General features: G+C 67.4%; 16 protein-coding genes. 7 read left to right on the top strand and 9 right to left on the bottom strand.

Annotation, left to right across the window (positions count from 1 at the left end; translation table 11 throughout):
• Positions 1–171 precede the first annotated feature (171 nt).
• From VUG52_RS24115 to VUG52_RS24125, 3 genes are all read right to left on the bottom strand, one after another.
• Complete coding sequence (locus VUG52_RS24115; RefSeq protein ID WP_050707020.1) at positions 172–762, bottom strand: HAD family hydrolase; 591 nt, start codon at positions 760–762, stop codon at positions 172–174.
• Positions 759–1,628: an acyl-CoA thioesterase II gene (gene tesB, locus VUG52_RS24120; protein WP_050707021.1), complete on the bottom strand. Its 870-nt coding sequence runs from the start codon at positions 1,626–1,628 to the stop codon at positions 759–761. Before tesB ends, VUG52_RS24115 begins: the two co-directional genes overlap by 4 nt.
• A gap of 91 nt (positions 1,629–1,719) precedes the next feature.
• Positions 1,720–2,289: a GNAT family N-acetyltransferase gene (locus tag VUG52_RS24125; RefSeq protein ID WP_050707022.1), complete on the bottom strand. Its 570-nt coding sequence runs from the start codon at positions 2,287–2,289 to the stop codon at positions 1,720–1,722.
• Positions 2,290–2,455: 166 nt separating this feature from the next.
• Here VUG52_RS24125 and VUG52_RS24130 point away from each other — a divergent pair, with 166 nt between their 5' ends.
• The 3 genes from VUG52_RS24130 (at position 2,456) to VUG52_RS24140 (ending at position 5,610) form a co-directional block, all read left to right on the top strand.
• Positions 2,456–3,142, top strand: a complete 687-nt coding sequence (locus VUG52_RS24130) for a histidine phosphatase family protein (RefSeq protein ID WP_050707023.1) — start codon at positions 2,456–2,458, stop codon at positions 3,140–3,142.
• Positions 3,143–3,304: 162 nt separating this feature from the next.
• A complete protein-coding gene (locus VUG52_RS24135) occupies positions 3,305–4,219 on the top strand; it encodes a histone deacetylase family protein (RefSeq protein WP_050707024.1) in 915 nt (304 codons plus the stop codon).
• 149 nt (positions 4,220–4,368) lie between these two features.
• Complete coding sequence (locus VUG52_RS24140; RefSeq protein WP_220689945.1) at positions 4,369–5,610, top strand: TIGR03862 family flavoprotein; 1,242 nt, start codon at positions 4,369–4,371, stop codon at positions 5,608–5,610.
• Positions 5,611–5,759: 149 nt separating this feature from the next.
• On the opposite strand, the gene VUG52_RS24145 is transcribed toward VUG52_RS24140, so the two are convergent.
• Together VUG52_RS24145 and yedA are read right to left on the bottom strand one after the other, a co-directional pair.
• Complete coding sequence (locus VUG52_RS24145; RefSeq protein ID WP_050707027.1) at positions 5,760–7,085, bottom strand: DEAD/DEAH box helicase; 1,326 nt, start codon at positions 7,083–7,085, stop codon at positions 5,760–5,762.
• Between the two features lie 64 nt (positions 7,086–7,149).
• Positions 7,150–8,070: a drug/metabolite exporter YedA gene (gene yedA, locus VUG52_RS24150; protein WP_050707028.1), complete on the bottom strand. Its 921-nt coding sequence runs from the start codon at positions 8,068–8,070 to the stop codon at positions 7,150–7,152.
• Positions 8,071–8,223: 153 nt separating this feature from the next.
• Here yedA and VUG52_RS24155 point away from each other — a divergent pair, with 153 nt between their 5' ends.
• The gene (locus VUG52_RS24155) at positions 8,224–8,682 is read left to right on the top strand and encodes an Lrp/AsnC family transcriptional regulator (RefSeq protein ID WP_050707029.1); all 459 of its coding nucleotides are present in this window, start codon (positions 8,224–8,226) and stop codon (positions 8,680–8,682) included.
• Between the two features lie 39 nt (positions 8,683–8,721).
• Here VUG52_RS24155 and VUG52_RS24160 read toward each other — a convergent pair whose 3' ends face one another.
• A complete protein-coding gene (locus VUG52_RS24160; RefSeq protein WP_050707030.1) occupies positions 8,722–9,201 on the bottom strand; it encodes an NYN domain-containing protein in 480 nt (159 codons plus the stop codon).
• A gap of 108 nt (positions 9,202–9,309) precedes the next feature.
• Positions 9,310–10,038: a DUF2076 domain-containing protein gene (locus VUG52_RS24165; protein WP_050707031.1), complete on the bottom strand. Its 729-nt coding sequence runs from the start codon at positions 10,036–10,038 to the stop codon at positions 9,310–9,312.
• 157 nt (positions 10,039–10,195) lie between these two features.
• Between VUG52_RS24165 and VUG52_RS24170 the strand changes: the two genes are divergently transcribed.
• A complete protein-coding gene (locus tag VUG52_RS24170) occupies positions 10,196–10,852 on the top strand; it encodes a YciC family protein (RefSeq protein ID WP_050707032.1) in 657 nt (218 codons plus the stop codon).
• Between the two features lie 30 nt (positions 10,853–10,882).
• On the opposite strand, the gene hrpB is transcribed toward VUG52_RS24170, so the two are convergent.
• The gene (hrpB, locus tag VUG52_RS24175; RefSeq protein ID WP_050707033.1) at positions 10,883–13,411 is read right to left on the bottom strand and encodes an ATP-dependent helicase HrpB; all 2,529 of its coding nucleotides are present in this window, start codon (positions 13,409–13,411) and stop codon (positions 10,883–10,885) included.
• A 119-nt stretch (positions 13,412–13,530) separates the two neighbouring features.
• On the opposite strand from hrpB, the gene VUG52_RS24180 reads away from it, so the two are divergent.
• Together VUG52_RS24180 and VUG52_RS24185 are read left to right on the top strand one after the other, a co-directional pair.
• Entirely contained in the window at positions 13,531–13,950 is a 420-nt protein-coding gene (locus VUG52_RS24180; RefSeq protein WP_050707034.1) for a hypothetical protein, read from the top strand.
• 24 nt (positions 13,951–13,974) lie between these two features.
• The gene (locus tag VUG52_RS24185; protein WP_050707035.1) at positions 13,975–14,844 is read left to right on the top strand and encodes a cation diffusion facilitator family transporter; all 870 of its coding nucleotides are present in this window, start codon (positions 13,975–13,977) and stop codon (positions 14,842–14,844) included.
• 21 nt (positions 14,845–14,865) lie between these two features.
• Here the strand turns inward: VUG52_RS24185 and VUG52_RS24190 are convergent, their stop codons facing one another.
• Positions 14,866–15,693 carry a DUF6515 family protein gene (locus VUG52_RS24190; RefSeq protein WP_050707036.1) on the bottom strand — a complete coding sequence of 276 codons (828 nt, stop codon included), beginning with the start codon at positions 15,691–15,693 and terminating at the stop codon, positions 14,866–14,868.
• Positions 15,694–15,737: the final 44 nt, after the last annotated feature.

Raw genomic sequence — 15,737 nt, forward strand, 5'->3', positions numbered from 1 at the left:
TGATCGCGGGGGCAAGCCATCGCCAAGGTGACACCATTCCCCTGTAGGAGCGGCCTTGTGTCGCGAAAGGGCTGCGAAGCAGCCCCGGCTTGATGTTAGAGCCAAGATAGCTGGGGCCGCTGCGCGGCCCTTTCGCGGCACAAGGCCGCTCCTACAGTGGATCGTGGGCCGTCAGCCGAGCAACGCCCTCAACGCCCAGCAATCGGCCGCATGCCAGTCGGCCAGATGCGGCCATGGGTTGTCCGGCAGGTTGACCAATACGGTGCGGGTGCCTGCGGCCCGGCCACAGTCGAGGTCGAAGCGGTAGTCACCGACCATCACCATTTCAGCTGGGCTCACGTCCCAGGCCCGGGCGATCTGCAGCAGCCCGTCAGGGCTGGGCTTGGGCGCCGCCTCGTCGCGCCCGAGGATGTGCTCGACCGGGAAGCAGTCGGCCAGGCCGATGGCCTCGAGGGTGACATGGGCCAGTTCGCGGGCATTGCGGGTGAGGATGGCCAGCCGGCAGTCACGCCCGGCCAGCTCACGCACCAGCTCCACCGCGCCGTCCGCGGCCTTCGAGGCAATCGCCAGGTCGCGCTCGTGTTCCAGCAGCCAGGCATGCTTGGCCGCCGCTTCCGCCGCCGGCAAGGCAGCCAGGTGGGTGAGGATGTCGTGGTCGGACGGAATGTCGAGCGCCTCGCGGATGGCCGCGAAGTCATGCACGGCGACCGTCAGGGTGCCATCCATGTCGAACACCCAGTGGCGAATGTCCCCCAGGTTCATGCCCAGTCCTTGCGATGGCGGATCAGGCCTTCCTGGGTGGACGAGGCCACCAGCTGCCCGGCGCGGTTGAAGATGCTGCCACGGCAGAAGCCGCGGGCATTGCCGGCCCAGGGGCTGTCGGTGGCGTACAGCAGCCACTCGTCGGCGCGCAGGTCACGGTGGAACCACAGCGAATGGTCGAGGCTGGCGATCTGCATGTCCTTGCGCCACACCGACTTGCCATGGGGCAGCAAGGATGTGGTCAGCAGGCCGAAGTCCGAGGCATAGGCCAGCAGGTACTTGTGCAGCGCCGGGATGTCCGGGAGGTTGCCATCGGCGCGGAACCAGGCGTACTTGATTGGCTCGCCCGGCTTGGGGTCGAACGGATCACGCTCGGTGATCGGGCGGATCTCGATGGGCTTGGCGCACAGCACCTTTTCGCGGATGCGCTCGGGCAGCTTGTCGGCCATGGCACTGGCCAGCTCGACTTCGCTGGGCAGGTTTTCCGGGCCGACCACGTCCGGCATCTGCGCCTGGTGCTCGAAACCATCCTCGTCGTACTGAAACGAGGCGCTGCAGGTGAAGATCGGCTGGCCCTTCTGGATCGCCGTGACCCGCCGGGTGCTGAAGCTGCCGCCGTCGCGCACGCGGTCCACCGAATAGACCACCGGCATGCTGGCATCGCCCGGGCGCAGGAAGTACCCGTGCAGCGAATGCACGTGGCGGGCGTCCTCGACCGTCTGGCTGGCCGCCGACAGCGACTGGCCGAGCACCTGGCCACCGTACAGCTGGCGGAAGCCCAGGTCCTGGCTGCGTCCGCGGAACAGGTTCTCCTCGATGGACTCGAGGCTCAGCAAGTCGACCAGATCGTCGAGTACGTGGCTCATGGGGTTCTCCTGGCAAGGCAATACGGCGCGGTTATACCGGCGAATGATACAGGGTTTTGCCGTTCGTCCCGTCGTACGAATGGCGACCTATTCAGCCGCGCAGGTTCTGTTGCCAACGCTCGCGGTCGATGCGGTACAGCACATGGGGGCGCAGCGGGTCGCCGACGGGCAGGCGCGGGTGCTCGAAGCTGCCCGCCAGGTCCTGGACCATGCCGATGGCCTGCATCACCTTCTGCGACGGCAGGTTGGCCTCGGTGGTGAACGACACCACCTCGTCCAGGTGCAGCTGGGCGAAGGCACAGCGCAGGCAGGCCCAGGCCGCCTCGCTGGCGAAGCCCAGACCCCAGTGGCGACGGGCCAGGCGCCAGCCGATCTCCACCGCCGGGCCGAACGGGGCGTCGAAGTTGACGTTGAGCAGGCCGGTCATGCCGATGAAGGCGCCGCTGTCCTTGCGCTCCAGGGCCCACAGGCCGAAGCCGTACTCGTTGAAATGGCCACGGATGCGGCCGATCAGCGCCGCCGCCTCGACCCGGGTCATCGGCGCGGGGAAATAGCGCATCACCTGCGGGTCGGCGCACAGGGCGGCGAACTCGCGCAGGTCGTCATCCTGCCATTGGCGCAAGACCAGGCGCGGGCTTTCCAGTTCCAGGAGGGGGGTCATCGGCACGGCTCCGAAATCACGGTCTGGCAGTGTACAGCGTAGGCCGCGCGCATCGGCCAGCCGATGCTTTTTTCACATCGGCTTCACCGCCCCCCGACAGACCGCTTCGCACAATGCCGACACTACCGCGGCCTTCGTCGACGCCGCATTGCCATCGGAGTGACGCATGCACCCCAGCAACACCCTGCACAACCCGGCCCTGCTGGCCCCCCGCAAACGCCGCCGCTCGCGCACCACGATCAGCGCTGCCATCGGCCTGCTCCTGGCACTGGTCGGGGCCAGCACCTGGCTAGCGACGAGGACGCACATCGTGAACCTTGGCAACGAGCAACAGTTGAGCGACAGCGGCCTGCTGCAGGACTGGAAGGAAGGCGCGGTGATCGTGATGATTCGCCATGCCGAACGCTGCGACAGTGCCCCGGGGCCGTGCCTGGACGATCCGACCGGCATCACCCTGTCCGGCAGCCAGGCGGCGCAACGGGTCGGCCAGGGCCTGCAGCAACTGGGGCTGGCCGGCGCCGACCTGCTCAGCAGCCCGAAGCTGCGCACCCGCCAGACCGCGCACTTCATCCTCGGCCAGGCCGTGACCAGTGAAGACTGGCTGGAGCGCTGCGACCACCCGTTCCCGGCCGAGGCCATGGCCCGCAAGCGGCCCGGGCACAACCTGGTGCTGGTGACCCACAACGGTTGCATCGATCACTTCGCCCGCCAGCAGCATGTACCGGGCGGCGAGCGCGAGAGCGGTTATGCCAGCGCGCTGTTCGTGTCGGTGGATGGCAACGGCAAGGCGCGAATCCTTGGACGGATGAACGAACCGGACTGGCAAAGGGTACTGGCCTCGGCCGACAAGTGATCGGCTATCGGCAATTCGCCAGCCCCTGTGGGAGCGGGTTTACCCGCGAAGCAGCCAGCGCGGTCTCTGGCACCCGCTACGCGGGTGATCGCGGGTGAACCCGCTCCCACAGAAGCCACCAAAGCTGGCAAGATCGGTGCTCGCCCCTACCGCGCCGACACCATGCCCCTGCCGCTGATCTACCACGACGACTACAGCCCCGAGTTCCCACCGGACCATCGTTTCCCGATGGACAAGTTCCGCCTGTTGCGCGATCACCTGGTGGACAGCGGCCTGACCACCGACGCCGCCCTGCTGCGCCCCGAGATCTGCCCCAACGACATCCTCGCCCTGGCCCATGACCGCGACTACATCGAGCGCTACATGAACGGCGAACTGTCCCGCGAGGACCAGCGCCGCCTCGGCCTGCCCTGGAGCGAAGCCCTGGCCCGGCGCACCGTGCGCGCCGTGGGCGGTTCGCTGCTGACCGCCGAGCAGGCGCTGCAACACGGCATCGCCTGCCACCTGGCCGGCGGCACCCATCACGCCCACTACGATCACCCGGCCGGTTTCTGCATCTTCAACGACCTGGCGGTGATCAGCCGCTACCTGCTGGAGGCCGGTCGCGTGCACCGGGTGCTGATCTTCGACTGCGACGTGCACCAGGGCGATGGCACCGCGCGCATGCTCCACGACACGCCGGAGGCGATCACCGTGTCGCTGCACTGCGAGCAGAACTTCCCGGCACGCAAGGCCCAGAGCGACTGGGACATCCCCCTGCCCCGCGGCATGCACGACGATGCCTACCTCAAGGTGGTCGAAGACGCGCTGAATTACCTGCTGCCGCTGTACCAGCCCGACCTGGTGCTGTACGACGCCGGCGTCGATGTGCACAAGGACGACGCCCTGGGCTACCTGCAACTGACCGACGCAGGCCTGGCCGCCCGCGACGAACACGTGTTGCGCCAGTGCCTGGGCCGCGACATCCCGGTGGTGGGCGTGATCGGCGGCGGCTACAGCAAGGACCGCGAAGCCCTGGCCCGGCGCCACGGCATCCTCCACCACAGCGCGGCGCGGGTGCTCGGTTGTTCACAATGACTGTGGAACCGCTTGTGGATAACCTGCGGGAAAGCCGCTCCAGCCCTTTAACTGCCTGAGCTGCAAAGAGTTGGTCGTTTTTTGAGCAGTGTCGTGGCAGGCCCCGCTGAGGTAGAATGCGCGGTCTTTTCCACAGCCTGTCGCCCGCCATGAACGATCCCCGCCCCGCCTCCCGCCCCCTCGTCGCCGTGATCGGCGGCGGCCCCGCCGGCCTGATGGCCGCCGAGACCCTGGCCCGGCGCGGGATGGCAGTCGAAGTGTTCGACGCCATGCCTTCGGTGGGCCGCAAGTTCCTGCTGGCCGGCGTCGGCGGCATGAACATCACCCATTCCGAGCCCTACCCCGCCTTCATCGGCCGTTACGGCGCACGCCAGGTCGAGGTCGACACGCTGCTGCGCGACTTCGACGGCGAAGCCCTGCGCCAATGGATTCACGCCCTGGGCATCGAAACCTTCGTCGGTACCTCGGGCCGCGTGTTCCCTCGCGACATGAAGGCCGCGCCGCTGCTGCGTGCCTGGCTCAAGCGCCTGCGTGAGTCCGGCGTGGTTATCCACACCCGGCACCGCTGGCTGGGCTGGACAGCCGATGGCGCCCTGCGGATGAGTTATCCACAAGGCGAGTTGCAGGTACGGGCCGATGCCGTGGTACTGGCCCTGGGTGGCGGCAGCTGGGCGCGCCTGGGCTCGGACGGCGCCTGGGTGTCACTGCTGGCCGAACGCGGTGTGGATATCTCTGCGCTGCGGGCGAGCAACTGCGGTTTCGAGGTCGAGGGCTGGAGCGATCTGCTCAAGGACAAGTTCGCCGGCGCCCCGCTGAAGAACATCGCCCTCGGGGTGCCTGGCACCGCCTCGCGCAAGGGCGAATTCATCCTCACCGCCCAAGGGGTGGAGGGTAGCCTGGTGTATGCCTGGTCGGCGGCGCTGCGTGAAGCGATCGACCGCGACGGGCGGGCGACGCTGCTGCTCGACCTGCTGCCGGACCGGCCTGTGGACAAGATTGCCCAGGCCCTTGCCAAGCCCAGGGGCTCACGCTCGATGGCTAAGCACCTGCACGGCCAGCTCGGGATCGACGGGGTGAAGGCGGCCTTGTTGCGCGAGCTGACCGACCAGGCGACCTTTGCCGACCCCGAGCGCCTGGCGGCGGCGATCAAGTCATTGCCGATCGTGCTGGTGAGGACCCGGCCGCTGGATGAGGCGATCAGCAGTGCCGGTGGCGTGCGCTTCGAAGGGTTGGATGAGGGGCTGATGGTGCGCAACCTGCCTGGGGTGTTCTGCGCGGGGGAGATGCTGGATTGGGAGGCACCGACTGGCGGGTACTTGCTGACGGCGTGTTTCGCCAGTGGATTCCGGGCTGGGAGCGCGGCGGCGGATTGGCTGGCGTGGACAGCCTGAACAGGCACTCAATGCACAAAACATGATCCACTGGTTCAAATGTGACTCGTGGGAGCGGGCTTGCCCCGCGATGCGGCGCATGGCACCGGCGTTGCCGGTGATCGCGGGTCAAGCCCGCTCCCACGGAGGGTGCTTCGGCTACAGGCCATTTAACGCTTACGCGGCTTGCCCCCAAAGCTCGGCACCTTGCGCACGGCCTTGACCGCCGGCGCCGAAGTCCCCGCCTCCTCGCTGTCCATCCAGCGCCCCAGGCCACGCTTGGCGCTGTTCTCTTTCGGCTTCTTGGGCTTCTTCGGCTTCTTCAGCACCTGGCCACTGGCGTCGGTCACCGGCACCCGGTGGTCGGGGATGAAGTCCGGCTCCTCGTGGCGCGGCAGCACCTGACGGATCAGCGTCTCGATCGACGCCAGCAGTTGCACCTCGTCGGCGCACACCAGCGAGATCGCCTCGCCCTTGTTGCCCGCGCGACCGGTACGGCCAATACGGTGCACATAGTCCTCGGCGACGATCGGCAGATCGAGGTTGACCACCAGCGGCAGGTCATCGATATCCAGGCCGCGGGCGGCCACATCGGTGGCCACCAGCACCTGGACCTCACGCGCCTTGAAGCTGTCCAGGGCGCGCTGGCGGGTGGCCTGCGGGCGATCGCCGTGGATACCGTCGGCGTTCACGCCCTCGGCCAGCAGACGCTCGACCAGCTGATCCACGCCATTGCGGGTCTTGGCGAACACCAGCACCTGCTTCCAGCGCTGCTTGCGCAGCAGGTGGCAGAACAGGTCGGCCTTGCGCTTCTTGTCCACCGGCACCAGCCATTGCTTGACCGTGTTGGCAGCGGCATTTCGCGGGCTGACCTCGATGCTCAGCGGGTCGTTCAGCGCCAGACCCGCGAGCATACGGATCTGGTCAGAGAAGGTGGCGGAGAACAGCAACGTCTGGCGCTTGCGCGGCAACGCTGCGTACACCGCCTGCAGCTCCTCGGCGAAACCCAGGTCGAGCATGCGGTCGGCTTCGTCGAGCACCAGGGTCTGCACCTGGCCGAACTTGATGGCGTTCTGGCGGAACAGGTCGAGCAGACGGCCCGGGGTGGCCACCAGCAGGTCGACGCCGCGGCGCAGGCGCATCATCTGCGGGTTGATGCTGACGCCACCGTATACCGCGTAGGTGGACAGCGGCAGGTTCTCGGCGTACTCACGCACGTTGGCGTGAACCTGCTCGGCCAGCTCGCGGGTCGGCACCAGCACCAGCGCGCGCACCGAGTTGCTGGCGACCTTCTCCCCTTCCAGCGCCAGGCGCTGCAGCACCGGCAGGGCGAAGCCGGCGGTCTTGCCGGTGCCGGTCTGGGCAGCGGCCATCAGGTCGCGGCCGGCGAGCACCGCAGGGATGGCCTTGGCCTGGACCGGGGTGGGCGTGGTGTAGTCCAGCGTCTGCAAGGTGCGCAGCAGCGGTTCGATCAGGCCGAGTTGGGCGAAATTCATGGCAATACCGTCAGGGGGTTCAGCGAAGGCGGCAAGTTTACCCCAGTGCCACGATGGCCGGTATTTACTTGCATACCCCTTCTTTAAGCGGCACGGGCTGCTCCGGCGACTTGCGCCACTGCGGCAGGCCGATCAGCACCACCGCGCCGATGATCACCGCCATGGCCACGCACTCCTCGGCGCCGATCTGCTCGCCGGCGAAGACGATCCCCAGCAGCACCGCCACCGCAGGATTGACGTAGGCATAGCTGGTGGCTGCCGCCGGGCGCACGTGCTTGAGCAGGTACATGTAGGAACTGAACGCCAGGATCGAGCCGAAGAACACCAGGTAGGCCAGCGCCCCCCAACCGGCAGCGGTGGGCATCTGGGTCAGGCGCTCGCCGCTGACGGCACTGCCGATCAGCAACGCAGCGCCGCCCACCAGCATTTCCGCGGCACTGGCCATCGCCCCCTGGGGCAGCGGCAGGCTCTTGCTCCACACCGATCCGAAGGCCCAGGCCGCCGCGGCGAACAGGATCAGCGCCGCGCCCATGGGGCTGGCCTGCAGGTTCGAACCCATGTTGAGCATGCCGATACCGACCAGCCCGAGGGCGATCCCCGCCCACTCCAGGCGCGAATTGCGATGGCCGAAGAACAGGCCGAACACCAGGGTGAACAGCGGCACCGTGGCCACCGCCAACGCCGCCACGCCCGAGGCGACCCCGGCATGCTCGGCCAGGGTCACCCCACCATTGCCGCAACTGAGCAGCAGGAAACCGATCGCCCCGGCCGCGCGCCACTGGGGCCAGGTAGGCGCCGGCACGCCGCGCCAGCGCAGGAAGCCATACAGCAGGCTGCCGGCAATCACGAACCGCACCCCGGCCATCAGCATCGGCGGCCAGGACTCCACGCCGATGCGAATAAACAGGTAGGTCGAGCCCCAGACCAGGTACAGGGCGAGAAAGGCGCCGACAAGCAACAACGGGAAGCGACGGGAGGAGGACATGGCAAGGGCTCGAAATCCGTTTACGGGTGGATTAGTTTAGAAAGGCCCAGGCGCAAACTTAAGTTACAAAACACGTTTAAAACACCGAAACACTTTGCAAAGCATGGTTATGCAGTGCCTTTCCAATCGATTGCAAAGTCAGCAGGAGTCACCATGGACAAGTACGACCGCATGCTCCTCGCCGCCCTGCTGGAAAATGGCCGGGCCACCTACGCGCAACTGGCGCGCCAGGTCAATCTTTCGGCCCCGGCGGTGGCCGAGCGGGTGGCCAAGCTGGAAGCCAGCGGGGTGATCAGCGGCTACACGGCCAAGGTCGACCTGGAGAAGATCGGCCTGCCGATCCAGTGCGTGATGGAACTGCGCCTGGCCAGTCATGGCAACCAGCAGGCCTACGAGGATTTGGAGAAGATCCCCGAACTCACCGAATGCCATCGGGTGACCGGCGACCCGTGCGTGATCATGCAGGCGGCCGTCACTTCGATGGGTGAACTGGAAGCACTGATCAACCGCGTGTCGCAACTGGGCTTCACCAAGACGTCGATCATCCTGTCGAGCGCGGTGGCGCGACGGGTGCCGCTGGGGCATCTGGAAGGCAATGGCAAGAAAGGCTGAAGCCCTCCCACATCCGCTTCCTGCCCGCAGCATGACAGGTCAGTGGCGCAGCAGCAGCCGGCCCTCGATAGGCACGTAGCGGCTTGCGGCGCGGATCACCGACAACGCGGTCAACCCCGGCACACCGTACACGACGGTTTCCACGCCATGGCGTTGCATCGCCCGCTCCAGCAACAAGTCGAAATCACCGTCGCCCGAGGCCAGCACCACCTGGTCGACCCGCGCCGCCGCCTCGATGACATCAAGGGTGATGCCCACATCCCAGTCGCCCTTGGCCGAGCCATCGGCGCGCTGGATGAAAGGCTTGAGGCGCACGTCGAACCCAAGGTTGCGCAGGATCTGCTGGAACTGCTGCTGCTTGCTGTCACCACGGTCGATGGCATAGGCCACCGCCTCGACGATCTGCCCTTCGCGGCTGACCTCGGCCCACAGCGCGGCGTAGTTGAAATGACAGCCATGACCTTGGCGAACCGTGTAGTAGAGGTTCTGCACATCGGCGAACAGCGCGATTTTCTTCACCTGAAGCCTCTTACTGGCAGTGGCAAACGATCGCGGGGCAAGCCCGCTCCCACCAAAGCCTGGGAGCGGGCTTGCCCCGCGATAGGAAGCAGCAGTATGCCAGAGCCCTCAGACGTAGTCGTCGTCCGAGAAGAAGCCGCCATCGTCACCGCTGTAATCGGCATCGGCATAACCGCCCTGGTCATTGCCCCAGCCACCGTTGTCCGCCACCTGGCGCTGGCTGTCCTGGTCGTTCCAGCCGCCAGCGTCGCTGGCCGGCGCCGGCTCTTCCTTGATCACCTCGACGATTTCTTCAGGCTGCGAATGATGGTTGAACAGGCTGCTGATGCCCTGGGCCAGCAACACGCCACCGGCCACACCCGCGGCGGTCTGCATGGCACCGCCGAGGAAGCTGCTGGCGCCGCTGCGCGCCGGGGCGGGCGCCGCGCCGAAGCCCTGCTGCGGTGGTGGCGGGGCGTAGGCCTGGGGCGCCGGTTCACGCCAGCCTCCCGAGGAAGTCGGCGGCGGCGCGACCGGGCGCTGCGGCTCTGGATGGCGGGCTCCCGCGCCGAAGATGCTGGAGAGGAAACCACCACCACCGCTGGGTCGGCTCGCATCCACTTGCGCGCGCGCCTGGCGCAGCTCGGCCTCGAGCTGCTTGTTCTGCTCGTCCAGGCGCTTGAGCGCCGCCTCCTGGACCAGGATCGCCTGAGCCATGTAGTAAGGCGCCGCCGGCTGCTGGCGCAGGTGCTCCTCGATGCGCGCCTGAGCCTGGGCATCGCGCGGCTGGGCCGGGTCCTCGGCTTGCTTGAGACGGCCGAACAGGCCATCGATCAGGGTTTGTTCTTCAGTGTTCATCGGGGCAACCTCGTGCGCTGAACAGGACATCGGACAGCGTCAAAGATGGAGGCCCGGGCGGAACGATTCAATTGTCCGGGCCATGAAACTTTTTTCAGCAAGCGGGCCGACTGGGCTAAAGTTACGCCCTGCTTTTTCTGCCATGCGATGTTGACCGATGAATCCGCTGAGCGTTCTGCGCGACTCCCTGTACTTCTTCCGCCGTCACCTGACGAGCATCCTCCAGCTGTGCCTGCCCTTGGTGGTACTCGAGGCCCTCGGCACACAGCTGCTCTACAGCCAGCTGGGCGAGCAGGCCTCGCCGGCCTATGGCATGCTCGTCAGCCTGCTGTTCTACCCGCTGTACAGCGCCGCGCTGATCCTCTACCTCGACACCCGTAGCAACGGCCAGGACATCGCCAAGCGCGCCCTGTTCGCCCGCGCCCTGCAGTTGTGGCCGATGCTGGCCCTGCTGATCGTGATCAGTTCGCTGCTGATCATGGCGGGCCTGGCGCTGCTCATCTTCCCCGGCGTATGGATCATGGTGAACCTGGTGTTCGCCGAGTACCTGCTGGTGCTGCGCGGCCTGCCGGTGATCGAGTCGATGCGCACCAGTGCGCGCATGACCACCGGGCACTTCCTGCGCATCATGGTCTGCATGCTGTCGGTGCTGGCGCCGCTGTGGCTGATCGACGGCCTGCTGCTGCAGCTGTTCCCCGAGCCGCAGCCCGGCGTGCAACTGGCCCTGGACAGCCTCAGCGGCTTCCTGCAGCTGTTCAGCACCGTGGTGCTGTACCGCCTGTTCATGCTGCTCGAGGGTGAAGCCGGCGCCTGAGGCCGGCATTCCCCCGAGCGAATGCACGGGTCAGGCTTTCCTGGGCTTGGCCCTGGCCGTGGCTTCGGCAACCAGTGGATCGTCCGGCCAGTAGTGCTTGGGATAGCGCCCTTTCAGGTCCTTCTTCACCTCGGCATAGGTGGTGCGCCAGAAGTTGGCCAGGTCCTGGGTCACCTGCACCGGCCGGCGCGCCGGTGACAGCAGGTGCAGTTTGACCTGCTGGCGGCCATTGGCAATGCGCGGGGTGTCGGCCAGGCCGAACAGCTCCTGCAGGCGCACGGCAAGGATCGGTGGCTGCTCGCTGTAGTCCAGGCGAATGCTGGAGCCCGAGGGCACGGCCAGGTGCGATGGCGCCATCTCGTCCAGACGCTGGGGCAGCGGCCAGGGCAGCAGGTTGCGCAGCATCGAAGGCAGGTCCAGGTTGGCGAAATGACTCAGGCGCGACACCTTGCCCAGATAAGGTTGCAACCAGTCCTCCAGGCTGGCGAGCAAGGCGTCGTCGCCAAGGTCGGGCCATTCGCTGTGGCCGTCCTTTTCCAGGTCCAGCTGACGCAACAGGGCGACACGGGCCTGCCACTGGCGCAGTTCCGGGGTCCAGGTCAGCAGGTTCAGGCCCTTGCGCCGCACCAGCCCCAACAATGCCCTGGCCCGTGCGTCGTCATCCAGCCCCGGCAGCGGCTCGCGGCTAAGCACCAGTTCACCGACCTTGCGCTGACGCTCGGCGCGCAGCACCTGTTCACGTTCGTCCCAGTCGAGCAGGTCGAGCTGCTCTACCTGCTCGGCCAGCACACCGTCGAACAGCGCCGGATCGAACTCGGCGGCCAGGTAGATGCGCTCCTCGCGCTGCCCCTGGCGGCTGCCGAGGTCGGCGATCACCAGCCACGGGCTTTTCATCAGAGCATCAGCTTCGGCGAACAGCGCCGCCCGGCCATTGGCCAGGCGGTACTCGGCGCCGCCTTCGCGACGCTGCTGCGCCACCCGGTCGGGGTAGGCCAGCGCCAGCACGGCGCCCAGCCAGCGGGGATGATCGGGGTCGGCGACTGGGCTGCGCGGTTTGCCACGCAACTGGCCGCGATACTGCCGGGCCAGTTGCCGGGCGCGCTGCACGCCGCCCTGCCCGCCACGGGAGGCACGGCTTTCACCGCTGAGCAGCGCCAGCCGGCTGTGCAGGTCGGCACCGCCGCCGCGCAGGATGTCGCGCTCGCCCAGCAACGCGGCGACATCGCAGGCCATGTCGGCCAATCCGAGGTCCTGCCCGCGCAGCAGCAGATGGGCGATGCGCGGATGCGCAGGCAACTCGGCCATGGCCTGGCCATGGACGCTCAGGTTGTCGCGGCAGCCGGGCTTGAAGGCACCGAGCCGGGCCAGCAGGTCCTGAGCCTGGCCGTAGGCGGCCGCCGGTGGCTGGTCGAGCCAGCTGAGCTGCTCCGGCGGCACGCCCCAGCGTGCCAGTTGCAGGGCCAGCCCGGCCAGGTCGGCCTGGAGGATCTCGGCGCTGCCATGGGCCGCCAACTGATCGTGTTGCGCCTCGGACCACAGTCGATAGCACACGCCGGGCTCGAGGCGCCCGGCTCGTCCGGCACGCTGGGTGGCGCTGGCGCGGGAAATGCGCTGGGTGTCCAGGCGGGTCATGCCACTGCCGGGATCGAAGCGCGGCACCCGCGCCAGACCTGCGTCGATCACCACGCGCACACCGTCGATGGTCAGGCTGGTTTCGGCGATATTGGTGGCCAGCACCACCTTACGCTGGCCCTTGGGCGCCGGCTCGATGGCGGCTCGCTGGGCGCTCAGGTCAAGCTCGCCGTGCAGCGGGCAGAGCAGGACGTCCGGACGCACGCCCACGGCCTCCTGCAGCGCCTGGTGCACACGGCGGATCTCGGCCTGCCCGGGGAGGAACACCAGCAGGCTGCCGGACTCGTCGGCCAAGGCCTGGAGCACGCAGTCGACCACGCGCGGCTCGACGAACTCGCCAGGCTGCCAGGGCCGGCTCCAGCGGATCTCCACCGGATGCATGCGCCCCTGACTGCTGATGATCGGCGCGTCGTCGAGCAGGCGCGACAGCCGCTCGCCCTCCAGCGTCGCCGACATCAGCAGGATCTTCAGTGGCGACTCGTCGCGCAACAGCGCCCGGCCGTTGAGGCTCAGGGCCAGGGCCAGGTCGGCATCCAGACTGCGTTCGTGGAACTCGTCGAAGATCAGCAGCCCCACGCCATCCAGCGCAGGATCCGCCTGCAGGCGGCGGGTGAGGATGCCCTCGGTGACCACTTCGATGCGCGAGTTCGGGCCGACCTTGCTGTCCAGGCGGATGCGGTAGCCCACGGTTTCGCCGACCTTCTCGCCCAGTTCGCTGGCCAGGCGTTCGGCGGCGGCGCGGGCGGCCAGGCGCCGGGGCTCGAGCATGAGGATGGTCTGTCCTTGCAGCCAGGGCTCAGCGAGCAAGGCCAGTGGCACGCGGGTGGTCTTGCCGGCGCCGGGCGGCGCCTCGAGCACCGCTTCGTCACGTTCGGCCAGGGCCTGGCGCAGGTCGGACAGTACGGCATCGATCGGTAATGAAATCATGGTGGTCCTCGAACAATCGACCGAGTATAACGGCGAACCGAGGCTGCCCTATCATGGTCTTAAGCTCAGGCGCAGGCCATTGCCGCGCCGTTGTTCGTCGTTTTCTTCCGGAGATTCACATGCGCATCCCTTCCCGCGTCATCGGTGGCGCCCTCATCGCCACCCTGCTGACCCAGTTGACGGCCTGCGGCACCCTGTTCTACCCCGACCGTCGCGGCCAGATCGAAGGCAAGATCGATCCGGTGGTCGCAGCGTTGGATGCCATCGGTATCCTGTTCTATGTCATTCCCGGCCTGATCGCCTTCGGCATCGACTTCGCCACCGGCGCCATCTACTACCCCGGGGGCACCACGGCCCATGTCGACCCGGCCAAGCTCAAGCCGGCGATCAATGCCGATGGCCAGGTCGACCGGACCAAGCTGCAGGCTATCCTTGAAAGCGAACTGGGCCAGCGCCTGCCGCTGAACGACCCGCGGCTGATCCAGCACCGCGGCAGCGTCGAGCAACTGGCCAGCTACGGCCTGGTACCCGCTGCCTGACCTGATTCGGACGATCTCCTGCGCATGACCGCCACCGCCGAACACCAACGCCTGTTGCGCCTGGCCACTCGCGCCTCGCTGAGCGTCGCCTGCATCCTGGTGCTGAGCAAGGCCGTGGCCTGGTGGCTGAGCGGCTCGGTCAGCCTGCTGGCCGGGCTGACCGACTCGGCGCTGGATGCCGCCGCCTCCTTCCTCAACCTGCTGGCGGTGCATTACGCGCTGCGCCCGGCCGATGACGACCACCGCTTCGGCCACGGCAAGGCCGAAGCCCTGGCCGGCATGGCCCAGGCGCTGTTCATAGGGGTCAGCGCGGTGCTGATCGGGGTGCAGGCGGTGGAGCGGCTGAAGTCGCCGGAGCCCTTGGGCGACACTGCCGCCGGCATCGCGGTGATGCTGCTGTCATTGGCGCTGACCGTGGCGCTGCTGGCGTTCCAGCGCAAGGTCATCCGCCTGACCGGCTCCACCGCCGTGCGCGCGGACTCGCTGCACTACCGCTCCGACCTGCTGCTCAACGCCAGCATCCTGCTGGCGCTGCTGCTCGCCCGCTTCGGCTGGCCGCAGCTCGACGCCCTGTTCGGCCTGGGGATTGCCCTGTACATCCTGTGGAGCGCGCTACAGATCGCCCGCGAGAGCACGGCGATCCTGATGGACAAGGAGCTGCCCGCCGATATCGGCGAGCGCATGCTCGAAGTGGTGCTGGCGATTCCCGGGGTGAAGGGGGTGCATGACCTGCGCACGCGGGTATCCGGCAGCCAGTGGTTCGTCCAACTGCATCTGGAGCTGCCCGGCGACATGCCGCTACATGCCGCCCATGAGCTGTGCGTGCAGGCCTCGCAGGTCATTCGCCAGCGCTATCCACGGGCCGATGTAATGGTTCACGCCGACCCGGTGTAGCCCGTTATCGCGAATGCCCCGTCAATTGACGCTGTAGCCGCGCCCGCTCAGGCAAGCGCCCAACGCCCTTCGATAGTTGTCCGTCACATTGGCCGGCGGCGCATAGCTGGCGGTCGCCGGATCGAAGCCCGACTGGCTCACCGCCCAGCGATGGCATTGATAGCGGTCCTGCTCCTGCTGCTCCGGCCCCTGGCCGTACATCGGATAGGCGATCACATCGTAGCCGCTGCCCTGCTGCGGCATTGGCGCCGGCGCCACCGTGGGCGGATTGACCACCACGTACTCGCGGCTGTCGGCCTGGTACTGGTAATACGTGTCGGCCACCAGGAAGAACAGCGCACCGCTCAACCACACCTCACGGGCATAGGGCGGCAGGTAGCCGACCCGCACACCGTAGGGCGGCGTGACTACCACGTAGCCGCCGCGATGGGGCCGGTACCAGTAGCCACCAGAGTAGAAATAGTCCTGCCCGCGGTACGGCACTTTCCAGTAGCGATCCGGGAAGCGGTCGACGGTATGCCCGGGGTGGTACTGCGGCCCTGGCCCCCAGCCATTGCCATGCCCATCGGGCCGGCCTGACCAGTCGCCACCGGGGCGCTGACCCGGACCGCCCGCTTCCCAGTAACGGTTGTCGCCGTAGCGACGGGGAATGTCCTGGTAGTAGCCCTGGCGTGGCGGTTGCGTCTGGCGCACTTCGTCACGTGAATTGAGCGGCGATCCACGCCGTTCGCCACCGCCTTGCTCCTGCTGACCGCCATGCCCTTCTCCAGGCCCTTCGGCCAGGGCGCCCAGGCTGATGCCCAGGCCCAGCAAACCAACACCTGCCAATCGCCAGATGCGCGAACTCATGTTGTTCCTCTCGATGAAAACGCTCGCCTTTACCATTCGCAGTC

This window comes from Pseudomonas sp. LH21 (genome assembly GCF_036549575.1).
Classification (GTDB): Bacteria; Pseudomonadota; Gammaproteobacteria; order Pseudomonadales; family Pseudomonadaceae; genus Aquipseudomonas; species Aquipseudomonas peradeniyensis.